This window comes from Arthrobacter glacialis (assembly GCF_002909445.1).
In the GTDB taxonomy this organism is placed as follows: domain Bacteria; phylum Actinomycetota; class Actinomycetes; order Actinomycetales; family Micrococcaceae; genus Specibacter; species Specibacter glacialis.
The window spans coordinates 33276-55836 of sequence record NZ_PPXC01000019.1 but is presented as its reverse complement, the minus strand read 5'-3'; the positions used below and the strand labels follow the sequence as shown (position 1 = coordinate 55836).

16 protein-coding genes are annotated in these 22561 nt (G+C 60.8%); 6 read left to right on the top strand and 10 right to left on the bottom strand.

Annotated features, from left to right (window positions below):
* Positions 1-289: 289 nt before the first annotated feature.
* The 4 genes from CVS27_RS18200 to ftsY all read right to left on the bottom strand — a co-directional run bounded on the left by CVS27_RS18200 (position 290) and on the right by ftsY (position 7580).
* Positions 290-1471, bottom strand: coding sequence for an HTTM domain-containing protein (locus tag CVS27_RS18200; protein ID WP_103467267.1), 1182 nt, complete (start codon positions 1469-1471; stop codon positions 290-292).
* Positions 1462-2214, bottom strand: coding sequence for a DUF5819 family protein (locus CVS27_RS18195; protein WP_133162989.1), 753 nt, complete (start codon positions 2212-2214; stop codon positions 1462-1464). The genes CVS27_RS18200 and CVS27_RS18195 overlap by 10 nt, the downstream gene beginning before the upstream one ends.
* A gap of 135 nt (positions 2215-2349) precedes the next feature.
* Positions 2350-5874, bottom strand: coding sequence for a choice-of-anchor G family protein (locus CVS27_RS18190; RefSeq protein WP_103467265.1), 3525 nt, complete (start codon positions 5872-5874; stop codon positions 2350-2352).
* 515 nt (positions 5875-6389) lie between these two features.
* Entirely contained in the window at positions 6390-7580 is a 1191-nt protein-coding gene (ftsY, locus tag CVS27_RS18185; RefSeq protein WP_103467264.1) for a signal recognition particle-docking protein FtsY, read from the bottom strand.
* Positions 7581-7652: 72 nt separating this feature from the next.
* On the opposite strand from ftsY, the gene CVS27_RS18180 reads away from it, so the two are divergent.
* Positions 7653-8873, top strand: a complete 1221-nt coding sequence (locus tag CVS27_RS18180; RefSeq protein WP_243399715.1) for an MFS transporter — start codon at positions 7653-7655, stop codon at positions 8871-8873.
* 90 nt (positions 8874-8963) lie between these two features.
* Here the strand turns inward: CVS27_RS18180 and smc are convergent, their stop codons facing one another.
* Complete coding sequence (gene smc, locus CVS27_RS18175; protein WP_207767564.1) at positions 8964-12596, bottom strand: chromosome segregation protein SMC; 3633 nt, start codon at positions 12594-12596, stop codon at positions 8964-8966.
* Positions 12597-12847: 251 nt separating this feature from the next.
* Here smc and CVS27_RS18170 point away from each other — a divergent pair, with 251 nt between their 5' ends.
* The 5 genes from CVS27_RS18170 (at position 12848) to CVS27_RS20940 (ending at position 18746) form a co-directional block, all read left to right on the top strand.
* Positions 12848-13873: a 3-oxoacyl-ACP synthase III gene (locus tag CVS27_RS18170; protein ID WP_103467261.1), complete on the top strand. Its 1026-nt coding sequence runs from the start codon at positions 12848-12850 to the stop codon at positions 13871-13873.
* Positions 13867-16560: an alpha/beta fold hydrolase gene (locus CVS27_RS18165; RefSeq protein ID WP_243400268.1), complete on the top strand. Its 2694-nt coding sequence runs from the start codon at positions 13867-13869 to the stop codon at positions 16558-16560. The genes CVS27_RS18170 and CVS27_RS18165 overlap by 7 nt, the downstream gene beginning before the upstream one ends.
* The gene (locus tag CVS27_RS18160; RefSeq protein WP_103467260.1) at positions 16557-17576 is read left to right on the top strand and encodes an NAD-dependent epimerase/dehydratase family protein; all 1020 of its coding nucleotides are present in this window, start codon (positions 16557-16559) and stop codon (positions 17574-17576) included. Before CVS27_RS18165 ends, CVS27_RS18160 begins: the two co-directional genes overlap by 4 nt.
* Before the next feature lie 196 nt (positions 17577-17772).
* A complete protein-coding gene (locus CVS27_RS18155) occupies positions 17773-18348 on the top strand; it encodes a type IV toxin-antitoxin system AbiEi family antitoxin domain-containing protein (protein WP_103467259.1) in 576 nt (191 codons plus the stop codon).
* A gap of 224 nt (positions 18349-18572) precedes the next feature.
* Positions 18573-18746, top strand: a complete 174-nt coding sequence (locus CVS27_RS20940; protein WP_165788349.1) for a putative endonuclease domain-containing protein — start codon at positions 18573-18575, stop codon at positions 18744-18746.
* Positions 18747-18887: 141 nt separating this feature from the next.
* On the opposite strand, the gene mutM is transcribed toward CVS27_RS20940, so the two are convergent.
* The 5 genes from mutM to coaD all read right to left on the bottom strand — a co-directional run bounded on the left by mutM (position 18888) and on the right by coaD (position 22437).
* Positions 18888-19853 (bottom strand): bifunctional DNA-formamidopyrimidine glycosylase/DNA-(apurinic or apyrimidinic site) lyase, encoded by a 966-nt coding sequence (gene mutM / locus CVS27_RS18150; protein WP_103467258.1) that lies wholly within the window; start codon positions 19851-19853, stop codon positions 18888-18890.
* On the bottom strand, positions 19853-20668 hold the full coding sequence (rnc, locus tag CVS27_RS18145; protein WP_103467257.1) for a ribonuclease III: 816 nt from the start codon (positions 20666-20668) through the stop codon (positions 19853-19855). Before rnc ends, mutM begins: the two co-directional genes overlap by 1 nt.
* A 62-nt stretch (positions 20669-20730) precedes the next feature.
* Positions 20731-20934 carry a 50S ribosomal protein L32 gene (gene rpmF / locus CVS27_RS18140; protein WP_062007003.1) on the bottom strand — a complete coding sequence of 68 codons (204 nt, stop codon included), beginning with the start codon at positions 20932-20934 and terminating at the stop codon, positions 20731-20733.
* Between the two features lie 59 nt (positions 20935-20993).
* Positions 20994-21473, bottom strand: a complete 480-nt coding sequence (locus CVS27_RS18135) for a YceD family protein (protein ID WP_243399738.1) — start codon at positions 21471-21473, stop codon at positions 20994-20996.
* A 448-nt stretch (positions 21474-21921) separates the two neighbouring features.
* Positions 21922-22437, bottom strand: coding sequence for a pantetheine-phosphate adenylyltransferase (gene coaD, locus CVS27_RS18130; protein WP_103467295.1), 516 nt, complete (start codon positions 22435-22437; stop codon positions 21922-21924).
* Positions 22438-22561 lie beyond the last annotated feature (124 nt).

The window sequence follows — 22561 nt, the reverse complement described above, 5'->3', positions numbered from 1 at the left end:
ATTTTTCTTCTAATATGTTATTCGCAAAAAAGTCATGTGTCTGTACCCGACCGGTTAGCAAGAAGACTGAACTTGGACGAGCATCTAATCCGGGCATTTGGAAACAGAGGCGACTATCCGCCTATTACAACCCTTGTGCTCACTTTTGGTCATCATATCGCAACAGGACATTAGATCGATCAAAAACAATACATTGCCTGGTTTAAGTTCGCAATGTTCTGTATTAATACGTTCCGTCATGTGTTGGGCGTGGCGGACAACCCATGGGGGTGGGCAGCCGTGCAAGACACTAGGAGATGGGCGTCAAATCCGGCTCTGAATCTTTTTTGGTTCCTGAATTTGGTGTTGCTGGCAGTTTGGCCGGAGCTGGAGATGCGGCGGAAGGCGAACTGTCCGCCGCCGATTTTTCCCGTGGAGCTGCTTTTGGCAGCCGGCCCAGAATGTTGCGACCAGTGCGATCCAGCCAAGCAACAATCAGCACCCATGTTGTTCCGGAGACCAAGACAGCATCTGCCGAGGCCATCACGCCCGAGAAGAACGGCAATCCCATGAGAACGGCAATCCCCAAGTGCATGGCCAAGATGCCAACTAATGCAATTCTGCGGGTGAACTTATTGAAGAGCATGAACGGGAATGCAATCTGGATGAGAACACTGAAGTAGGTCACTAGAACTACAACCGGACCGAAATTCGTGGCCATGTCCGAGAGCCAGGGGAATACCCCGTATGCGTCGGACTGCAGTGGGTAGTACATGGCTGTGCCATTTTGCCAAAGCAGGCCTTGGACTTTATACAAGCCAGCTTCCAAATAGACAAGGCACAACTGGCCAACTACCAGGATCAAGGCCAAGTTGTGAAGGACAGTACCGGTTTCGGTTTCCTTCAGGTTTTTCTTGGCACGACGGCGTGAATCCAGCGACCAGCGCCGGGAAATGTCTGCGAACACCAAGTAGATGAGCATGATGCGCAAAAAGTAGTTTCCGCCGTCGGCAATGGTGACATTCTGGGCGTTAATACCGGCGTAGAAGACAAACAGCAACGGTGTGACAATTCGGGTGCGCCAACCCAGAAGGAACGCTATTGCCAGGACTATCGTGACTGCGTACCACAGCCAGAATGGTCCGGTACCAGCGTTGCGCAGGAGATCGAGCGGCCATTGATAGCCCAGAATTTCCCTGAAACCATCCCAGTAGGCGGATCCGGGTCCCCAGATGCGGGCAGCTACGGGAATGTTGAGTAACAGCCACCCGAGGGTGAGAGTTCCCGTGGAAATTCGCATGACGGCCAGGCCGTAGTCAGCGTGTCGATTGCCCACAAACCACGTCAGTATGGTGTTGATGAACTTCACTGGCGCCCAGCGATTGCTGCGCAGCCACGCGCGAATGGTGGGAGGCTGTGCGGAGGTGTCCTCACTCGGCACTGCCACGTTGTTTGAGCTCATTTCGTCGATCTTCTCGTTTTTCATTTCCATGCCGCCATGGTGTCTTCGTCGAATGTCTTTACGTCACGCCAGCCGATTTTGATAAATGTGGAGCTGGTCTCCACAACATTGTTGTGACGCTGCTCGAAGGGAACAACGGGATCCCTGCGCATGCGAACTTCAACAATAGAGGCCTTGCCGTCCCACAGCTCCAGGGCTTTCAAGGAAGCAAATCCCACGGCCACATCTTCAAGCCGCTGGTAGTTCTGCAGTGTGGTGAGTTCGCTGGGCGTAAACTTCTTGGCCGCCTCGGCCGAATCCAGGTCCACCTCAAAAACCGGTTTCCCCTCAATGTGGTTGGCCTGCGCCATGGCTGATTCCTTGGCGGACAGTTTCTCAGCTGCTGTCCAGAACCGGCTATGAATGGATCGTGACTGCTTGGATTCCCGGTTGGAGAACATGTTGAACCTAGCGGAGTCCATTTCCTGCTGAGTGACGTTCTGCCATTCCGTGAATTCCGCGCCAGCACTTTCACCCTTGGCGCATACCTCCGCCGAGCTCACGCAAGCACGCATCAAGAAGTACTCATTCTGAGAGTACGGGCCTGGCGCGAAGAGGCTCCAGCCTTGGTCCAACGGTCCCAGAAAATACTTGTTGAGGGCCGGTTGGAGGGCTTGTTTGAGCGGTGTCTGAGGGCCGGTAAACGCCAAGGTTGCCGCCAAGTGACCGCCAACCAAGAGTCCACCGATGAGCAAGACGATGCTAGATAGCCGTCCGATGCGTCGAATTTTCACGAAATGCCTTCTTCAAATTTTGTTGCCGGCCGTAGCAACAGCAACCAAGAATATGAGGCGCAGTCAGGGCCCACTCCGAAAGGGAGTGAGCCCTGACTACGCGTGTTTCACCCAGCGCAGCTGGGGTCTAACTGACTATGCAGACTTGCGCTTGCGCACAATCATCATTGTTGCCATGCCCAAGAGCAACAGCGAACCGCCAGCGATGAGCAGTCCGGCGGACTCCGCACCTGTGGAGGCGAGTTGCTTGCCCTTCGACACGTGGACGCTGCCGTTATTGGCGGCGGTGTTCTTGCCCGTGTTCACAGCGGTATTGGTGGCTGTGTTGACGTTCGTGTTCACAGCAGTGTTGACGTTCGTGTTCGTGGCAGTGTTCGCAGCCCCGTTCACAGCGGTATTGGTCGCGGTGTTGACGTTGGTGTTCACAGCGGTGTTGACGTTGGTGTTCACAGCAGTGTTCGTGCCCGTGTTCGCAGCAGTGTTCACGTTCGTGTTCGCAGCCCCGTTCACAGCAGTGTTCACGTTCGTGTTCGCAGCCCCGTTCACAGCAGTGTTCACGTTCGTGTTCGCAGCAGTGTTGTCAGCCGTGTTGTCTTCGAGAGCAATAACCGTGAACGTCACGCTGTCAGAAGCCGTGGTCTTGTTGTCGGTAACCAAGAGTTGGTAGTCGCCGACTGCAAGGTTCGTGCTGTCGACTCGCAAGGCAAGATTGCCCTGCGCGTCGATCGCCAGTACGTCCGTCAACAACGTTTCACCAACAATGGCGAGCGGTGTTACGGTCCCGGCGCCCTGGCCCACAGGAGCAATGTATACAGTTGCTGTTTGGCCTGCGGAGAACTTGGAGCCGGTCAGGAGTGTGCTTTGACCCTGTTCGACCGTCTTCGGCGTAACGTCAACGCTCACCAAAGGCAGCGCCGGAGCATTCACTACCAAATACCTGGCGGTGGACTTTCCTGTGGTGTTGTCCACGACAGTCACCTTGTATGTACCCGGAGCCAAGCCATCAGTGTTAATCGTGTAGTCGATGTCTCCACCAGCTGAAACAACTTCGTTGGTTGTCAGCACGGTTTCAATTCCCGTGCCACGGTCCTTGATCTTGACGCTCACTGTCCCATTGGGCGTGTACTTCTCGCCCAGTACCAGAGAATCCTGACCAACCGTCACAACACCGGGTACCAAGTCAAAGTCCTGGTGGATGGTGTTGTCAGCCGTGTTGGCGCCCGTGTTCACTGCGGTGTTCGTTGCCGTGTTTACGTTCGTGTTCGTCGCAGTGTTCACGCCAGTGTTCACGTTCGTGTTCGTAGCCGTGTTCACGCCAGTGTTCGTCGACGTGTTCGTTGCGGTGTTCACGCCAGCGTTGACAGTCGTGTTGTCACCCGTGTTCGTCGACGTATTCGTAGCCGTGTTCACGCCAGTGTTCACGCCAGTGTTCACGCCAGTGTTGACAGTCGTGTTCGTTGCGGTGTTCACGCCAGTGTTGACAGTCGTGTTGTCACCCGTGTTCGTCGACGTATTCGTAGCCGTGTTCACGCCAGTGTTCACGGTTGTGTTGGTCGACGTGTTCGTTGCGGTGTTCACGCCAGTGTTGACAGTCGTGTTGTCACCCGTGTTGGTCGACGTGTTCGTTGCGGTGTTCACGCCAGTGTTGACAGTCGTGTTGTCACCCGTGTTCGTCGACGTATTCGTAGCCGTGTTCACGCCAGTGTTCACGGTTGTGTTGGTCGACGTGTTCGTAGCGGTGTTCACGCCAGTGTTCGCAGTCGTGTTAGTGGACGTGTTCGTAGCGGTGTTCACCCCAGTGTTGACAGTCGTGTTGTCACCAGTGTTCGTAGCCGTGTTTACGGTGGTGTTGGTCCCGGTGTTCACAGCGGTATTCACAGCGGTGTTGACGTCAGTCGGGCTGCCATTGGTAACGGTCAACGGGGTTTCCGCCTCGTCGCCAGCAACAGTGCTTCCCTCGACCTTGCCCGCGCCAGCGGGAGTTCCGGCAGGAACCGTCAGGGTGGCGTTGATTTCGCCAGCTGCGTTGGATTGAACGGTAACCGGCGAGCCAATGACAGCACCTGCACCATTGACAATCTGGACGGTTACTGCGGTGTTGGCCGGCCAGTTTGCACCGGTGACAACAGTAGTGTTGCCATCCTGAACGCTGCTGGGGGTAGCCACAACTGTCGGAACCAGGACGATGGGCGCATCCAGGGCGCGAACCGTTGACGTGGCCAGGCTAACCTTGGCCACGGTCGCCGGTGCGGCAAGTCCCGGAAGGAGCGTCAGGGTCAAAGCACTCACCGAGAACGATCCGGCACCGAGGGCGCCGACAACCGGCTGATCATTAACTGTCAGCTGGACAACCTGCGCCAGAACGCCGTTAATCACGGGTGACAGAGTCGTCAGCAGAGGCGCGGTGGCGCCAGCTACAAGGCCGCCAACGCTGTTCAAAACAGGGTTGACTGCCGTTCCGACAGCTGTCTTGATGAGCGGCAGGGCAACAGTGTTGAGTGCGACCTCCAGTGTTCCATCGAGGACCGCCCCCAAACCGGTGACGTCAACAACGGGGGCCGTCGGGTCGGTTCCGAGGAGCTGCCCCAAGGACGCGTCAATCGTGACCGTGCCCGTAAGGAGGACGGCACTGGCCTCGGCATTCACAACGAGGCGAATGGAGTTGAGAGCGTTCTTAATTTCCTGGGTAATGGTTGCCGTCAAATCATCGATGGCCGCACCCAGAGCCACGGTAATGGCCGAAAGGGTTGCAGCGTTGATGACGTCAGTATTGGGATCCTGGCCGTTGAGGCCATCTGTTGCATCAAAGGCTTTGGCGAGGTCGATAGTGACCATTCCGGTGCCCAGATTGATGTTTGCAATCCCGTTGGGATCCGAAACGTTCTTGGTGATCAGGTTTGTCTTTACGCCGTTAAGCGCCGTGTTAACACCGTTGAGGCCAATGGTCGTGTTGCTCAGGCCAATGCCAGCGACGTTGACACCGTTCAAAATGCCTGTAATGGTGCCCAGCAGGGGACTGCTGGAGCCTGCAACACCATTGAGCGTGACGCCGAGTCCGTCAACCACGCCTCCAACTGATGTGGTCAAGGCGCCAACGGCAGGGCTCTTGATGTTGAGCTTGGCATCAGCAACTACGTACTCCGGGCTGATGACGGCGGCGTTCTTTGATGCCTTGGACGCCAGGGCACCGATTTCAAGGCCAAGTTCGCTGACAGCGGGGCTGGTCAACGGATCAAGTCCAGCCTGCGCGAGCAAATCGGTCAGATTGATCTTGGCATTGCCGCGGGGACTGCCGTCGGCGTTGTTCAAGGCGATGGCACCGTTGGCGTCAACTGCACCGGCGGCAGCTGTTGCCGAGGTTGCAGACGGCGCAGCAGCATAGCTGTTCAACACGCCCAGGGCACCCAGGTCAAGAAGACCCTTGGGTTGGCCGGCAGTCTTGAGCAGCGGCAGGGTTACGGTCCCTGCATTGAGCTGCAGCCCACCGAGGGCCGGGAGGCCGATGTTAATGGGCGCGGCGTTCGGGCCTGCGTCGCTGGGGTTTCCAGCCAGGCTTGAAGCCAATGCCAATAATTGTGCCTTCAGCAGGTCTGCTGAGATTACCTGGCCCAAGGCCTCGGAGTCATCGGTCGACGCCGCGTTCGCTCCAGACATGGACATAAACATCATGCTGACGGCGACACCGCCCGCCAACACCTTTGAGCCGGTTCGCAGAGATCGGGTAGCCCGACCGCTAGCGCGGCTCCTTGTCTCAAATATCACGTTGATCCTCCCAGTTACTTTTCGAAAAGTAGGGCCCACATGGGTGTGCCCACTGGAGACGATACAAAGTCACATGGAGCGTTCATTTTAGATGCTCAGCCAATTAAAATTACCCGAACGGCCCACGCCATATACCCATCTGATGGATGCCTAATTTAGCACTCAAAGTCGCATAAAATAAGCAATTTTGATTTCCCCCATTCAATGGCGTTTCCGTCCAAAAAGGGCCCGTAGCCAGTCGGCTAGTCCCCGGACGGGATTTCCACCCAGCCACACTTGATCCCCAAAATCCCCCATGAGGATGCTTGAATCGTTATGACGTTTTAACCAAAAAAGTGCCCGCCGAAGCGGGCACTTTACGCAGGCTTGTCATGTTGGGACTAAGCCATTGCGGAACTATGCGTTACTGCGGTCTAGCTGAGTAGGGCATCCACAAAGCTCTCCGCATCAAAGGGAGCCAGATCGTCGGCACCTTCACCCAAGCCCACAAGCTTTACGGGCACGCCCAGTGACTTCTGAATGGCCACCACAATGCCACCCTTGGCGGTTCCGTCCAGCTTGGTCAGCACAATGCCAGTGATGTTGACAACCTCGGCAAATACTTTGGCCTGGGTAAGGCCGTTCTGGCCGGTGGTGGCATCCAGAACTAGCAGCACCTCATCAACGCTCGCTTGTTTTTCGATGACCCGCTTGACCTTACCCAGCTCATCCATCAAGCCAACCTTGTTTTGCAGGCGCCCTGCGGTGTCGATCATGACCACATCGACTTCCTGCTCGATGCCCACCTTGACCGCTTCAAAGGCGACAGAGGCCGGGTCTGCCCCGTCGACGTCGGACTTCACGGTGGGAACACCAACACGGGCACCCCAGGTGGCCAACTGCTCAGCGGCGGCGGCACGGAAAGTATCGGCGGCACCCAGGAGCACGTCCTTGTCCTCGGCCACCAGCACACGCGCCAGCTTACCCACGGTGGTGGTCTTGCCAACACCGTTGACGCCGACCACCATGAGGATGGCCGGGCGGTCATCGTGGCGGTCAATGTTCAAGGACCGGTCCATGGTGGGATCCACCAGCTTGATCAATTCCTCGCGCAGCATGGCCTGAACCTGCTCCGGGCTGCGGGCACCTAAAACCTTCACGCGCTCACGCAGGGTGTCCACCAGCTCCATGGTGGAATCCGTGCCAACGTCTGCCAGCAGCAGCGTCTCCTCCACCTCTTCCCACACATCCTCATCGATGGTGTCCCGGGATAGGAGCGCCAAGAGCCCCTTGCCCAGCGCATTATTGGACTTAACCAACCGAGCACGCAGCCTCACAAGACGGCCCTCAACCGGGAGCGGCGTCTCCAAGGAGGGTGCGGCCAGCTCTTCCTGCTCAACAATCTCAAGGTCCGACGTCGGCAGCTGGGCTTCGGGGCGTTCCTGCACCAACGTGTCGGTGGAGCCGGCGGCATCGGCCGTGTCCACCGGGGCTGGATCGTTGGCATCTCGCGGGCCTGAGAAGTCTTGGCTGGTGCGTCGGGCCTTCAAGAAGACGGGAATGAGGCCACCAATGACGGCGAGCCCAACAACAATGGACAGGATGATGGGGAGAATATCGTTCACTCCCCCAGTCTCTCACGGTGGTTGGGAACCAGCAGGTGCCGTCTGGTTGTGACAAACTCATCCTTGATGTCAATGAAAAGTCCTCACACCAAAAACACTGCCGATGCACCTCCAATTCACTTGGGCCGCGAGATCAAGGTTCTGGTTGCCGCCGCGTTCCTGATCGCCATTGGATTTGGCATTGTGGCGCCCGTCCTACCGCAGTTCGCGCAGAGTTTTGATGTCAGCGTGGCCGCCGCGGCAGTGGTGGTCAGCGCCTTTGCATTCACCCGGCTTGCGTTCGCGCCGTTGAGTGGCTGGCTGGTGGAGCGGATGGGTGAACGCCGCACCTACATCTTGGGGATTCTCATTGTTGCCGCGTCCAGCGCCGCATGCGCCTTTGCCCAAAACTATTGGCAATTGCTGCTGTACCGGGGGCTGGGCGGGATTGGCTCCACCATGTTCACTGTGGCCGCCATGGGTCTGCTCATCAGGATGGCTCCGCCACAAGCCCGGGGCCGCGTCTCCAGCTTGTATGCCGGTTCCTTCCTGCTGGGAAACATTGCCGGCCCCGTGGTGGGTGGATTGCTGGCGGGCCTGGGCATGCAACTGCCGTTCCTGGTCTATGCCGGGGCACTGGTTCTGGTGGCACTTTTGGTGGCCACCATGCTCCCTGCAGTGGTTGGCGCACCGCACGGTTCGGCTGCCAAGTCCGTGGCCAAGGCGCCAGCGCTGCCGCTGCGGGCGGCCTTGGCGTTGCCGGCTTACAGGGCTGTGCTTACCTCAGGATTCGCCAATGGCTGGTCCGCCTTCGGCATCCGCATGGCCCTGGTGCCGCTTTTTGCCACGGCCGCCTTGGGTGCGGGGCCTGAAGTGGCCGGCATTTCCCTCGCCGTCTTTGCCATCGGAACAGGCGCTGCCCTGACCTTCTCGGGCAAGCTGGCTGACACGTGGGGCCGCAAGCCCATGATCTTGGCGGGCCTGGCAGTCAACGGCCTGGCCATGGGGGTTCTGGGCTTTACGGGTAACGAGTTCTGGTTCTTCGTGGTTTCCGCCCTGGCAGGACTTGGCAGCGGGCTCATGGGCCCGGCCCAACAGGCAACCGTGGCCGACGTCATCGGCAACAACCGCTCCGGCGGTAAGGTTCTTGCCACTTTCCAGATGAGCTCCGATTTAGGCGCCATCATCGGACCCATCGCAGCGGGCATCCTGGTGGACACCTTCTCCTACGGACCGGCCTTCGCCATGGCCACGGCCATCGCCCTGCTGAGTATCCTGTTCTGGCTGCCAGTCAAGGACACACGGCTCTCCTGACAATCTTTGACGCAGTTGTTACACGAAATGCGTCCCGGAATGCGCTTTCCACAGCAACAAGTGCGTCACAGTTGGGGAAAGACGGAGGCGTCAGGCGTTGGACGATTCGCGGTCCATGCGCTGGCTGATCACTGTTGAGACGCCGTCGCCCCTCATCGACACTCCGTAGAGGGCGTCGGCAACGTCCATGGTCCGCTTTTGGTGCGTGATGATGATGAGCTGGCTGGATTCGCGCAACTCCTCAAAAATGGTGATGAGCCTGCCCAGGTTGGTGTCATCCAAGGCCGCCTCCACCTCATCCATCACATAGAACGGCGACGGCCTGGCCTTGAAGATGGCCACCAACAGGGCCACGGCCGTCAGCGAGCGCTCCCCGCCGGAAAGCAGTGAGAGCCGCTTGATCTTCTTGCCTGCGGGCCGGGCTTCAACTTCAATGCCCGTGGTGAGCATGTTCGCCGGATCCGTCAGGATCAGCCGGCCCTCTCCTCCTGGGAAGAGCCGGCCAAAAACCCGCTCAAACTGTACGGCTGTGTCCGTGTAGGCGGCCGTGAAAACTTCCTCTACCCGCGCATCCACTTCCTTGATGATGTCCATCAAGTCCCTGCGGCTGGATTTCAAGTCCTCCAACTGTGACGCCAGGAATTGGTGGCGTTCCTCCAATGCGGCAAACTCTTCCAGCGCAAGCGGGTTGACCTTGCCCAACGCTGCGAGGTCGCGTTCTGCGCGTTTGAGGCGCTTTTCCTGCTCCTCACGGACAAACGGAACGCCCTCACGGACTTCGGCACCCGATTCATCCACCGTGACGCGCAGTGCAGCCCACTTGTCCGTGGCTTCCCCCGGCCCGTGCGGCACCGGAACGTCCGGCCCGTATTCGGTGATCAAATGGTCTACGGTCAGCCCCAATTCCTCGATGGACTTGTTTTCCAGCGTTTCAATGCGCAAGCGTTGCGCGGCACGGGCCATTTCATCCTTGTGGACTGAGTCAGTCAGTTTGGCGAGTTCCTTCTCGCCCGCCACCATGGCTGCCCGGACGGCCATCAACTCCACTTCACGGGCCGCCCTGTGCTCCTCGGCCGCATCGCGCACCTGCTCAGCCATTTCAATGGACTGCGCCACGAACCCCAGAATGTGTTCGGTAGCCAGTGCCACGGCGGCGGCCTTTTTGGCCTGAAAGAGGCGCCTGTTGGCCCGCTGTGCTGCCTGCTCCCGGGCCAGCCGCTCCGTGGTGGCGGCGCGTTCCAAGGCCGACGCGCGGTTTCTCACGGTGTTCAGTGATTCCTCGGTACTGCGCAGAGAAAGCCTGGTTTCCAACTCCACGGCGCGGGCGGCCGTGGCTGCAGCGGCCAGGGCGTCCCTTTCATCCATGGACGGCTCACCGTCGGCCGGTGCGTCCTGGGCAACGGCCAACCGTGCGGCAATCTCCGCCAGGGCGTCCTGCTCCTGGGCAAGGTTGGCCGTGGCCGCCGCCAACGCCGCAGCATGCCGTTGCGACTCCCCCACAGCCGACCGCAAGGTGGCACCCAGTGAGCCGAGGCGTTCGGCAACAGCTGCCAGACGGGCATCGGATTCATGCAGTTCCGCCAGGGCACCGGCCTCGGCGTCAGCCAACTCCGGGCGTTGGGAGCGCAGGCCGGCCAGCGCAAACCTGGCCTGCTCGCCGCGGGCAGTGGCGGCACGCAATTGATCCTGTGTTTGTTCCACTGCTGCCTGCAGTTCCAACAACGACGGAGCCGTGGCCGAACCGCCCTTGAGGTAAAACGCCGTGATCACATCTCCTTGCGCCGTGACAGCCGTCAAGCCCGCGTGGTGGGCCAGGACTTGTTGCGCCGCGGCGAGATCGGGAACCAGCACCACTGCTGCCAGCAGGTTATCGAGTGCGGCGTCCAGTTCCGGCGGGCCGCTGAGCTGCGTACGGGCCACAACGGCACCAGCAACCACGTCCGCCGCGGTCTGCGCTGCGGCGATCAGGGCTGCTTGGTGCACAGACGTTGGGTGGGGGGTTTGGGCAGGGGTGCCGGTGACCACCAGGGTGACGCGTCCGCCGTCGTCAGTCTTGATCAGTGCCAAGGCATCCAGGGCTGCCGACATATCGCTGACGGCAACACCTTCGGCGGCCGCATCCAGTGCGGCAGCAATGGCTGTTTCGTGGCCGTGTGCCACCTGAATCAGGGCGGCCATGGCGGCCACAACCCCTGGCGGCGCGGCAGTCAGCAGGTGGGCGCTGGCGTCCTTGCGCAGCAAACCCACGGCCAGGGCATCGCGCCGGGCGGTGAGGGAATCACGTTCGCGCTCGGCAGCGAGCTGATCGGCGCTTAGTGACTGGATCCGCTCATCCAGCTCGGCGAGGGCTGCGGCGGCCTCCTCATAATGGGCATCAAGGCGTTCCTCGCCGGCTTCCACACCAGCCACCTGGGACTCCAGCGCGGCAAACTCTTGGGCTGCGGCGTTGTGCCGCTCGGCTCCGGCGGCCTTGCTTTGGTGCAGCCGGCCGATCTCGGCTTCGGCCGACTCCACGCGGGAACGCACGGAGGCCACTTTGCCCGCCAGCCGGGCCAGGCCCTCACGCCTGTCAGCCGTGGCGCGCAGCAGTTCACGGACACGCTGCTCCTCGGCCCGCACCGCCGTCTCGGCGTCTTCCTTGATTTCCATGGCGGTTTCCAGCCCGTAGCGGCGTTCTCCCAGGGCCAAATCCAGCTCAGCCTCGTCGGCTCGCAGCCGCGCGGCTTGCTCAGCCAACCTGTCGGGGTCGCGATGGGGATCCGCGACGGCGTCCGGGGCGCCCAGGTGGCGTTGGCGTTCGGCAGCCAGCGCACCCATGGACTTCAACTGGTCACGGGTGGCGCAGAGCTGGTACCAATCGTCCTTGGCAGCATTCAACACTGGAGTGGCGGCGGCGGCGAGCTGTTCAAGATCACCTTGCTGCGTGCGCCCGGCCAGGAGTTGCTTCTCCACCAGTTCGCGGCGGTTTTTCAGGGCCAACTCATCCGCAGCGTCCTTTTCCACGGCGTTACTGAGTTGGACTATTTCATCCGCCAGCAGCCGGGCCTTGGCGTCACGGAGGTCAAATTGCACGCTTTGGGCGCGCCTGGCCACGGCTGCCTGCTTGCCCAAGGGTGTCAGCTGGCGCCTAATCTCCCCGGTCAAATCGCTCAGGCGGGCCAAATTGGCGCTCATGGCCTCAAGTTTGCGCAGCGTCTTTTCTTTGCGACGGCGGTGCTTGAGAATTCCTGCCGCCTCCTCAATGAATCCGCGGCGGTCCTCCGGTGTTGCGTGCAGCACCTTGTCCAGCTGGCCCTGGCCCACGATGACGTGCATTTCTCGTCCCAAGCCCGAATCCGAGAGCAATTCCTGGATGTCCAGGAGCCGGCAGGAGGTGCCATTGATGGCGTACTCGGAGCCGCCTGCCCGGAAAAGGGTGCGTGAAATGGTGACCTCGGCATAGTCGATCGGCAGGGCGCCGTCGGCGTTGTCAATGGTCAGCGCCACATGGGCGCGGCCCAGCGGCGGACGGGCGGAGGTGCCGGCAAAGATGACATCTTCCATTTTGCCCCCGCGCAGGGTTTTGGCGCCTTGCTCGCCCATGACCCACGCCAGCGCATCCACCACATTGGATTTACCCGAACCGTTGGGGCCCACGACTGCAGTCACACCCGGTTCAAAGTCAAAAGTGGTGGCCGAGGCGAAGGACTTGAATCCGCGCACGGAAAGACTTTTTAGATGCAAACTGGTTTCTTCTCCTGCGCCGGACTGTTTCTCACAAGCCAATCTACCGTGAAATGGCTCCGTGCACCGGGGCAGGCACCGCGTGTATGCGTTGTGGCGTATGTGCATGAACACCCCTAAAAGGTGCATAGTTAAGGGTGGGTCTTGATGAACCATGGGGGCTGCTGCAGAGAACATCCCGTGAATCAGGATCAGGTCACTGGATTTCCGGTGCCAAATGTCACCGAATCTCTCAAGAAAAAGGCTGGAACTTGATCGGCAATGCTACGTTTCGACACCACAACACTGCCTTGCTTGCCGTCTCCAGCATTGAGGCTCCGGTAGTTGTCCGTTCCAGCGATTTTGATGACCGCCTAGCCCCGAGCCTGAAACGGCTGCGCCTGTCCAAGCGCTTGCTTGAGCGAGTTGCCGGTGTTGAGGAACGCCGCTGGTGGGCACCCGGAACATCCTTTGACGACGCCGCCATAGAGGCAGGCGCCAAGGCCCTGGCGGAGTCCGGCATTGATGCCAGCCAGGTGGGCCTGCTGATCAACACCAGCGTCACCCGCCGCAACTTGGAGCCCTCAGTTGCCGTGAAGATTCACAACGGTTTGGGCCTGCCGTCCTCGGCCATGAACTTTGATGTGGCGAATGCCTGCCTGGGCTTTGTCAACGGAATGACGCTCGCCGCGAACATGATTGATTCCGGCCAGATCAAATACGCACTTATTGTGGCCGGCGAGGACGCCCAGGCCACCCAGGAGACAACTTTCCGGCGCTTGAATGCGGAGACCTCAACCCGCGAGGACTACTTGCGCGAGTTTGCCACCTTGACTCTGGGCTCCGGCGCAGCAGCCGCCGTGATCGGCCCGGCGGATCTTCATCCAGACGGACACCGCATTTTGGGCGGTGTTTCCCGCGCGGGCACCGAACACCACGAATTGTGCGTTGGCGGCCCCGACGGCATGTTCACCGACACCAAGGGCCTGCTGGACAACGGTTTGAAGCTTGTCACCGATGCCTGGGATGAGGCCCACACCGATGGTTGGGAGTGGGGCTCCATGGACAGGTACGTCACCCACCAGGTCTCCAACTCCTACACCAACGCCATCATCAAGGCTGTGAACCTGGTGCGCTCCAAGGTACCTATGACATTCCCCAAGTGGGGCAATGTGGGCCCGGCATCGCTGCCCATGACCCTGGCACAGGAATCCCACACCCTCAACAGCGGAGACAGGGTTCTCTGCATGGGCGTGGGCTCTGGACTGAACACCACCATGATGGAAATTCAGTGGTAGCTGCGGCTTTGCCCGTCACAGAACTTCCCGAGCCGTGGCCCGGCGTCAGGGCAGGCTGGCGTCGGACGCTATCCGTGCCCTCAACGGCACCGGTGGACTCCCCGGGAACCAGCCGCCAATGGCATTTTTTGGACAACGCTGACGATGTTGCTGCCACGGGCATGGAGCCTGTGGGCACCTTGCTGTGCGTACACGGCAACCCCACCTGGTCCTACTTGTGGCGCACCCTGCTGGCTGGAGCCACCTCCCCTGCCGCCGTGGCTGCCGGCGGTCCCTGGCGTGTCATAGCCGTGGACCAGCTGGACATGGGCTTCTCCGAGCGCACAGGCACCTTCCGCCGGCTAGAGGACCGGATCACCGATCTTGGCGACCTCACCGACGCCTTGGGCCTTGCTGGTCCAGTGGTCAGTGTGGGCCACGACTGGGGCGGCATCATCTCACTGGGCTGGGCCACCCGACACCGGGACCAGCTGGCCGGCGTCGTGCTAACAAACACTGCAGTCCACCCGGGCGGTTTCACGCTGCCACCGGCCTTGAAGCTTGCCTTGCATCCGGCCGTGCACCCCTGGGGCACCAAGACTTCGCCCGCATTCTTGTCCGTCACACACGGTCTGGCGCAGCCGGCGTTGAGCGAGGATGTCCGTGCGGCATTCATGGCGCCGTACCGCAGCGCGGCACGGCGCGACGGCGTGGGGAATTTTGTGGCCGACATTCCGGCCGGTGAAGGGCACCCGTCGTGGCCGGCCCTGGATGCCGTGTCCTCCGGCATTCGCACTCTGGATGTTCCCGCGTTCATGCTGTGGGGCCCCAAGGATCCTGTATTCTCCGACAGGTACCTGCGTGATCTGTTGACCCGGCTGCCGCACGCTGATGTGCACCGCTTTGAAGGCGCCAGCCACTTGGTGCAAGAAGACCGGGACATCGCCACACCCACGTTCGCCTGGCTGGCGCAGAACGTCCCCAGCCGCTCGCAAGCTCACCGCGGGGCCCTGGCGGACGCGGCCCCAGGCCACGCCGGGGATGCAGGCGCGTTTACGCCCATGCTGGCGCAGCTCGATGCCCGCCGTGCGGAGACGTCTGCGGCCGTGGTTGACATGCTGCCCAACGGTTCCACCAAGAAATTGAGCTGGGCAGAACTCGCCCGGGACGTTGATGACCTCGCAGCAGGACTGCGGGAACTCGGCGTCACGGCCGGGGACCGGGTGAGTTTGCTGGTGCCTCCGGGCATCAACCTGACCACGCTCATCTATGCATGCCTGCGCCTGGGTGCCATCATTGTGGTGGCCGACGCCGGACTCGGCACCCGTGGCATGAGCCGTGCCATCAAGGGCGCCGGCCCGGACTACTTGATAGGCATTGAAAAGGCCCTGCTGGGCGCCCGCCTCTACAACTGGCCGGGCGTCAAGATTGCGGCAGAAGACTTCACCCCTGCCACGGCCACAGCACGCAAGACGGTCCTGAACGTAGCCGCCACCATTCCGCAGCTCATGGCCAATGGGCGTGTGGAGCGCCTGGCCGGCACCCGCCCCGGGTTTAGCACAGCCGATCCAGAGACCGATGCGGCCGTGTTGTTTACCTCCGGATCCACGGGTCCTGCCAAGGGTGTTGTTTACACGCACCGCCGCCTGGCCGCCATGCGGGACACCCTGGCGGCAACGTATTCACTGGATGCGGGGACGGCCCTCGTGGCAGGGTTCGCCCCCTTCGCGCTGCTGGGACCGGCCCTTGGCGCCACCACCGTGACCCCGGACATGGATGTCACGGCGCCGCGCACACTCACTGCCGCGGCCCTTGCCAATGCCGCGGCAGCCATCAACGCCACTGTGGTGTTCGCCTCACCAGCGGCCCTGGTGAATGTTGTGGCAACCGCTGCGCAACTGGCGCCCGGGCAGCAAAAGGCCCTGGCCGGAGTCGAACTCCTCTTGTCAGCCGGGGCCCCCCTGGCCGAACAACTGTTGCACCAGGTGCAAACGCTGGCGCCCAACGCGGCCCTGCACACCCCTTATGGCATGACTGAAGCGCTGCCGGTGACGGACATTGACCTGGCCGGGATCGGCGCTGCCGGTGTTGGCAACGGCGTCTGCGTTGGCCTGCCCGTCAGCGGCGCCCAGGTGGCCATTGCGCCCATCGATGCCGACGGACAGGTGATTCCCACGCCTACTTTCGATGCGTCGGTCACGGGGGAAATCCTTGTCAGCGCCGCGCATGTCAAGGAACGCTACGACCGTTTGTGGATCACGCAGCAGCGCAGCACCTCCATACCTGGCTGGCATCGCAGCGGCGACATTGGCCATCTTGATGCGCAAGGGCGTCTCTGGGTGGAGGGCCGGATGGAGCACATTCTGTGCACCCCGGCTGGCGTCAAAACACCTGTTGCCGCCGAACAGGCAGTGGAGCTCGTCCCGTCAGTGGCCCGCGCGGCCGTGGTGGGCATTGGGCCTGCCGGGACGCAAGTAGCGGTGGCCATCGTTGAGACCAATCCGGCGCCAAAGCGTTCCGGCCTAGCGTCCCCAGCCCTGGCCGCCGAGGTGCGTGCTGCGGCGTTGAGCGTGGATATGCCACTGGCAGCAGTTCTTGTGATCGATTCCATGCCCACTGATGTGCGGCACAATTCCAAGATCGACCGTGCCAAGCTCTCCCGCTGGGCCGGGCGGATGCTTGCCGGCGAGAAGGCCGGACGTCCATGAGCACGTCCGGGCCCGGCGTTGTTGGCGGTGGCCGCCGGGTCCTAGTGACAGGAACCAGCGGTTTGCTGGGCCGTTCCGTGGCGCAGCTGCTCTTTGACCGCGGATACTCGGTGGTGACCTTGCAGCGCCGGGCCGTTGACGCCCCGTGGGATTCACTGCAGGGTTCCGTGGCCGATCCAGATGTGGCAGCCCGCGCAGTCCACGGCGTCGACGCCATAGTTCACCTGGCTGCCAAGGTGTCCTTCACCGGTGCGTGGGATGAGTTCGTGGCCACCAACATTGTTGGAACCCGGCAACTCATCACGGCTGCCCAGCATGCGGGGGTGCGTGACTTTGTGTTTGTGTCCTCCCCGTCGGTGGCCCATCTTGGCGCGTCCATTGTTGGCAGTGGAGCAGGCGCTGCCAGCCCGGAATTTGCCCGCGGCCACTACGCCCGCTCCAAAGCTGCCGCCGAGGAAATGGCCCTGGCCGAAGACTCCCCCACCTTCAGAGCGACAGCCATCCGCCCGCACATTGTGTGGGGTCCCGGCGACACCCAGCTGGTGGAGCGCGTGGTGGAACGCGCCCGCGCCGGCAGGCTTCCACTGCTGGACGGCGGCCGCGCCCTGATTGACACCACCTATGTGGACAATGCTGCCGAGGCCATTGTGCGCGGACTGGAACGCATGGACTACGCCCACGGCCAGGCTCTCGTGGTGACAAATGGCGAACCCCGCCCGGTTGGTGAGCTGATTGCAGGCATTTGCGCGGCCGCCGGCGTAAAGGCACCGGGATACTCGGTTCCCGGCTGGCTGGCCAGAGGCGCCGGTTCCGCTATTGAGAAGGCCTGGACGGCTGCAGGCAGCCGCGGCTGGGTTCATGATGAGCCTCCCATGACCCGTTTCTTGGCCGAGCAGCTCTCCACAGCGCACTGGTTTGACCAGCGCCACACGCAGGCTGTCCTTGATTGGACGCCTGCCGTCTCCCTCGATGAGGGCCTGGCGAAGCTGGCCGCGCACTACCGGGCGCAGGGTTAGGCAGCCACACTGCCGGCCGGTCCGCACGAATGCTGACCTTAGCCACAAGAATCACCGTGCAACCAAGCATCTCGCAGCCAGGGTCATTAAAAGATTTCGTGTCCATGCGGATCCGACCCTGTGTTGTCCACAGATTTCCCGTTTTGGCGGGTTGGGCCCTTGCCCCGCAGACCCTATTCTTTCCAGAATCAACCCCATGGACATCCACACTGTAGCGAACTCCTTTTCAAGCCTCTGGCCCTCGGACCGTGTGGTGGCCACCACGGGACAGCTGCTCCATGCCGGATTGGACACGCGGATCATTGAGGCTGGCGTGGAGCGGAACCTGATCTTACGCCTAAGGCGCGGGGTGTATGTTCCCATGCATACGTGGCAGGGGGCCAAACCCTGGGACAGAGACAAGCTGGTGCTTGCCGGCCACATTGCCGCCGGCAATGGGAGCTATGTGTATTCGCATTTCAGTTCAGCACGCCTACATGATCTTCAGCTGTGGAACAGCTCAAAACTGATTCATGTCAGCACGCCTTACAGTGCTTCACCCGCACGGACCTCACAGGATATCGCCGTCCACTTTGCCAAAATTGCCCCCAGGGAACTCGTCCAGCGGTTCATTCCAGGGGTTGGCTTGGCCCACCACACCAGCCTGCCCAGGACGGTATTGGAGTGCGCCATGAGGGGTTCCTTGGAACAGGCTGTCATTATTGGTGATTCGGCGCTCCATGCAGGCCTGAACCTGAACGAACTTGCGGAGCTGGCGGAGCTGGCGGAATGATTCCTTGGCTGCCGGGGCATCAAACGGGCGCGCCGGGCCATCAAGGCCTTCAGTGCCGACTCGGAATCAGCGGGTGAGTCCAGAACTCGCCTCCTGGTGATGGAACTGTCCATCGAGCAACCAGAGCAACAAGTGTGGCTTGACACTGCCAGTGGCTCCTTCCGCGTGGATTTGCGTGGCGCGGCATCCGGCTGATCCTCGAATTCGATGGCGACACCAAGGACTTGGACGTCCAGCCCACTGCCGAAGCATTGATAGAGGAGCGCGAACGCGAAAATGCCCTGATCGAGGAAGGTTGGCGGTTCATCCGCGTCAAATGGCAGCATCTGAGCAACCCAGAGCTTCTCATGGCTAGGATCATGGCTGCATATTTTGCTGCCCAGCAAGCTGCCGCATGAAACATCTAGGCCAGCCACCTGCCCGGAGTACTCACGATTCTGCTGATCTCCGCTGCGAGATGCATGGTTACACAGAGTTTCTGGTGGCTAAGGTCAGCACTCACGTTGTCGTAGCCCAGGCTGCAGCAATTTCGCACCCGGCTACAGGCGGGCGTTGCGTGGCTTTGGTTGGCAGACAGGGCAGCTGTAAGAGGACCTGTTCATGAAGGTGTCCCGGCGAATTCTGGTGGACAAGCCCAGTCCTACGCAGCGATGGCAGGGTTCACCTTCACGGCCATAAGCATTCAAGGAACGGGAAAAATAGCCTGATGCCCCATTGACGTTGACGTAGAGCGAGTCGAAGCTGGTGCCACCGGCATCCAGGGCCCTGGTCATGACGTCATGGGCCGCATGGATGATCCGTTCGGTATCTGGCAGACGCAGGGTGTCAGTGGGCCTGGCATAATGCATCCTGGCTGCCCAGAGCGCCTCGTCGGCATAGATGTTACCAATGCCGGACACCAGCCCCTGGTCCAGGAGCGCACGTTTCAGCCCGGTCTTGCGGGCCCGCAGTTTCTTGTGCAGCTCCGCAATCGAGAAGAACGGGTCCAACGGGTCGCGGCCAATGTGCGCAGCTTCGCCGGGGATCAAAGCCCAACCGTCCCCGGCGCCAACACCGGCCATCCCGGAGCCGCCTGGTGCCCCGTCCGGGGTGGGCACCAGGGAGGTGACGAACAGGCCGCCGAAGATGCGCTGGTCAACAAAGCGCAGTTCCTCGGGTGCATCCGCACGGGGTGAAAAGGACAACCGGACCTTGAGATGTTTCTCGTGCGGCTGCTCCGGGGATTCCACCAGCAACTGACCGCTCATGCCGAGGTGGGCTACAAGTGCTGTGTGCGGCGCAGCAGAAGACGAGGGGTCATCCGTTAGTGGCATCCACAGGAACTTGCCGCGGCGCACCACGTCCAGAACTGTGGTGCCCAGCAGGTTTCCGCGGAAATCTTCAGCACCGAGTGAGTGGCGGCGAATGGAGCGGGGGTCAACCACTGAAACATCTGTGATGCTGCGCCCGGCAATCCAGCGCTCAAGGCCGCGCCGCACCACCTCAACTTCGGGCAGCTCAGGCATTATTTGACGGCGGCAGTTGCGGCCGTTGCCCCGCCAGAGGCGTCGGCGGAAGCAGCAGCGGGTGAGCCGGCTCCTGAGGGGGTTCCGGCGTCGTGGTTCTGCGGGAAAAGCTTCTCCAGCTCAACCCAGGCAACAGCGGCTGCCGAACGCTCCGCTTCCTTCTTGGACGGCCCGGTGCCCGTGCCGTGGAGCTCGCCGCCGATGAGCAGGCGTGCGGTGAAGGAGCGGTCGTGGTCGGGACCAACACCGGTAATTTGGTAGGAGATGGCGCCCATATGCTGGGCTGCGGCAATTTCCTGGATGTTGGTTTTCCAGTCGGTGCCGGCGCCAAGAACTGCGGAGTCTGCCAGCAGCGGGCCCACCAGGCGCATGACCAGGTCACGGGCCACGTCAATGCCATGGGTCATGTAGGTGGCGCCGATGAGGGCCTCCATGGTGTCGGCCAGGATGGAGGATTTGTTGCGTCCCTTGGTTAGGCGTTCGCCCTGGCCCAGGTAGATGAATTCGCCAACGCCCAGTGACCGCCCGATCGACGCCAGGGCCCGGGTGGAAACCACGGCGGAGCGGCGCTTGGCCAGCTCGCCTTCGGGCAACAAGGGATTCTCGCGGTAGAGCGCGTCGGTGACGGAGAAACCCAGAATGGAGTCGCCCAAAAATTCCAGGCGCTCATTGGTGGGGATGCCACCGTTTTCATAGGCGTAAGACCTATGTGTCAGGGCAAGACGAAGCGTCCCGGCATCAATAGTGACACCGAGACGCTTCAAAAGCAGTTTCTGCCCGTCCGTCAGCTTCGGGGATTCCGTACCTGAGGACATGAGCAGCTCCTGCAATAATTATTAACCACTAAATCGAACGGCCGGATGGCCGCACGGACGTCTTAGACGTCAGCAACCTTACGGCCCTTGTATTCCAAGAACAGTGCGGTGCCGGCTGAGTCGGTTACAACTCGTGCCTGGTGCGGCAAGCTGTAAACAACTTCGCCATTTTCAATGGTCTTGACCAGAGCAGGCGCGGTGGCCTTCCACTGGGAACGGCGTGCGCGCGTATTGGCACGGGACATCTTCCGCTTGGGAACAGCCACGGCAAACTCTTTTCTCTCGATAACTCACAGGCATCTGCCCACAAGTAAAAACTTATTTGCTAGTTTTCTTCGCCGGTAAAGCCCTGTAGGGCAGCCCATCGAGGATCTGAGACCTCATGATGGTGCCCCGGCTCATCTGCAAGGTGTATTCCGCATTCGGAACACAGACCCTCACAGTCTTCCCGGCACACCGGCTGGAACGGCAGGGCGGTTACCACTGCGTCCCGCAACACCGGTTCAAGATCGATAGAATCGTGCTCGACCCAACGTTGCTGATCTTCTTCTTGATCAAGGAATTCCGCAGGCGGTTCCTCGTAGAAGAAAAGTTCTTGCACATCAACTTCAAGGTCATCCTCGAACGTCTCCAAGCAGCGGGAGCATTCGCCTGTCACTTCGACAAGTACGTTGCCCGACACAAGAATTCCTTCATGGACGGCCTCAAAACGGAGTTCCAGATCCAAAATGGATCCAGGCGTCGCGCCGATGAGCGGAGTGCCAAAATCTTCCGGCACAGGTATACGTTCTTCGAACTTCCACATGCTGCCCGGGCTTCGCCCAAGCTCCCTTACACCAATGGTGAGGGGCGTGCCATGGTTGGACTTGTTGCCCAACGTGGTTTCGCTAATGAGAACTCCTGTAAGAACATATGACCGACGCACCATCTTAGCCCGAAAGCTGTCGGGCATCAAAACGAGCGGTACCAGACCAAATTGGCCTTATCCAGTCTACGACAGACTACGGCTTAACGGCGACCCCACCAGCCCATGCAGCGCGTGATGTAACTCTCAGCCGCTCTTTTGTAGATGTTCGACGCCGGACACGTTGGTTTTCGCGGGCCTGCTTGCGTGCGCCGTGGCCAGGTTTGGAGCATAAGTTCACGACTTTAATGATGCGTAGAACCCACGGCCAGTTCTGCGCATGAGTGCTCATGCGTAGAACCCACCTCGAGTTCAACGCATAAGTTCACACAATTGAGGCCGGGTATGGCTACCGCCGGGGCGGGACGATGGGAACGGGGCGAGTATCCGGCCCCACATCGCCTTGGAGGCGGCGCAGCACAGCACGGGGCACAAAGTCGGCCACATCCCCGCCCAGTGTATGAACTTCCTTGATCAACGTGGAAGACAGGTGCAGGTAGCGGCTGTCCCCAGGCAGGAACACCGTCTCAACGCCTGAGAGCTGCCGGTTCATGGTGGCCATGGGCAGTTCATAGTCAAAATCGGAAGAGGACCGCAACCCCTTCACAATGGCTGAAACTCCGCGGGCGTGGCAGTACTCAGAGAGCAGCCCCTCCCCCATGGGTTCCACCACAATGCCCGACAATGCGGAGAACGTGGTCTTGGCCATCTCCAGGCGCTCATTGAGGGTGAAGCGGTAATTTTTGGCGTAGTTGGTTGATACCGCCACGATGACTTCGTCAAAAAGTCCGGCGGCTCGGGCAATCACTTCAATGTGGCCCTTGTGAATGGGATCAAATGATCCGGGGCATACTGCGCGTCGCATAGTCATGAATCTAGCCGACATCTTCGCCATCATGTGGCAGTTTCACTCATTTCCTAGCCATTTAGCTAAGCTACTGGCGGGTAGTGGCAGCCAGTGCCCCCGCGCCTCTCACTAGGGCGTAGGA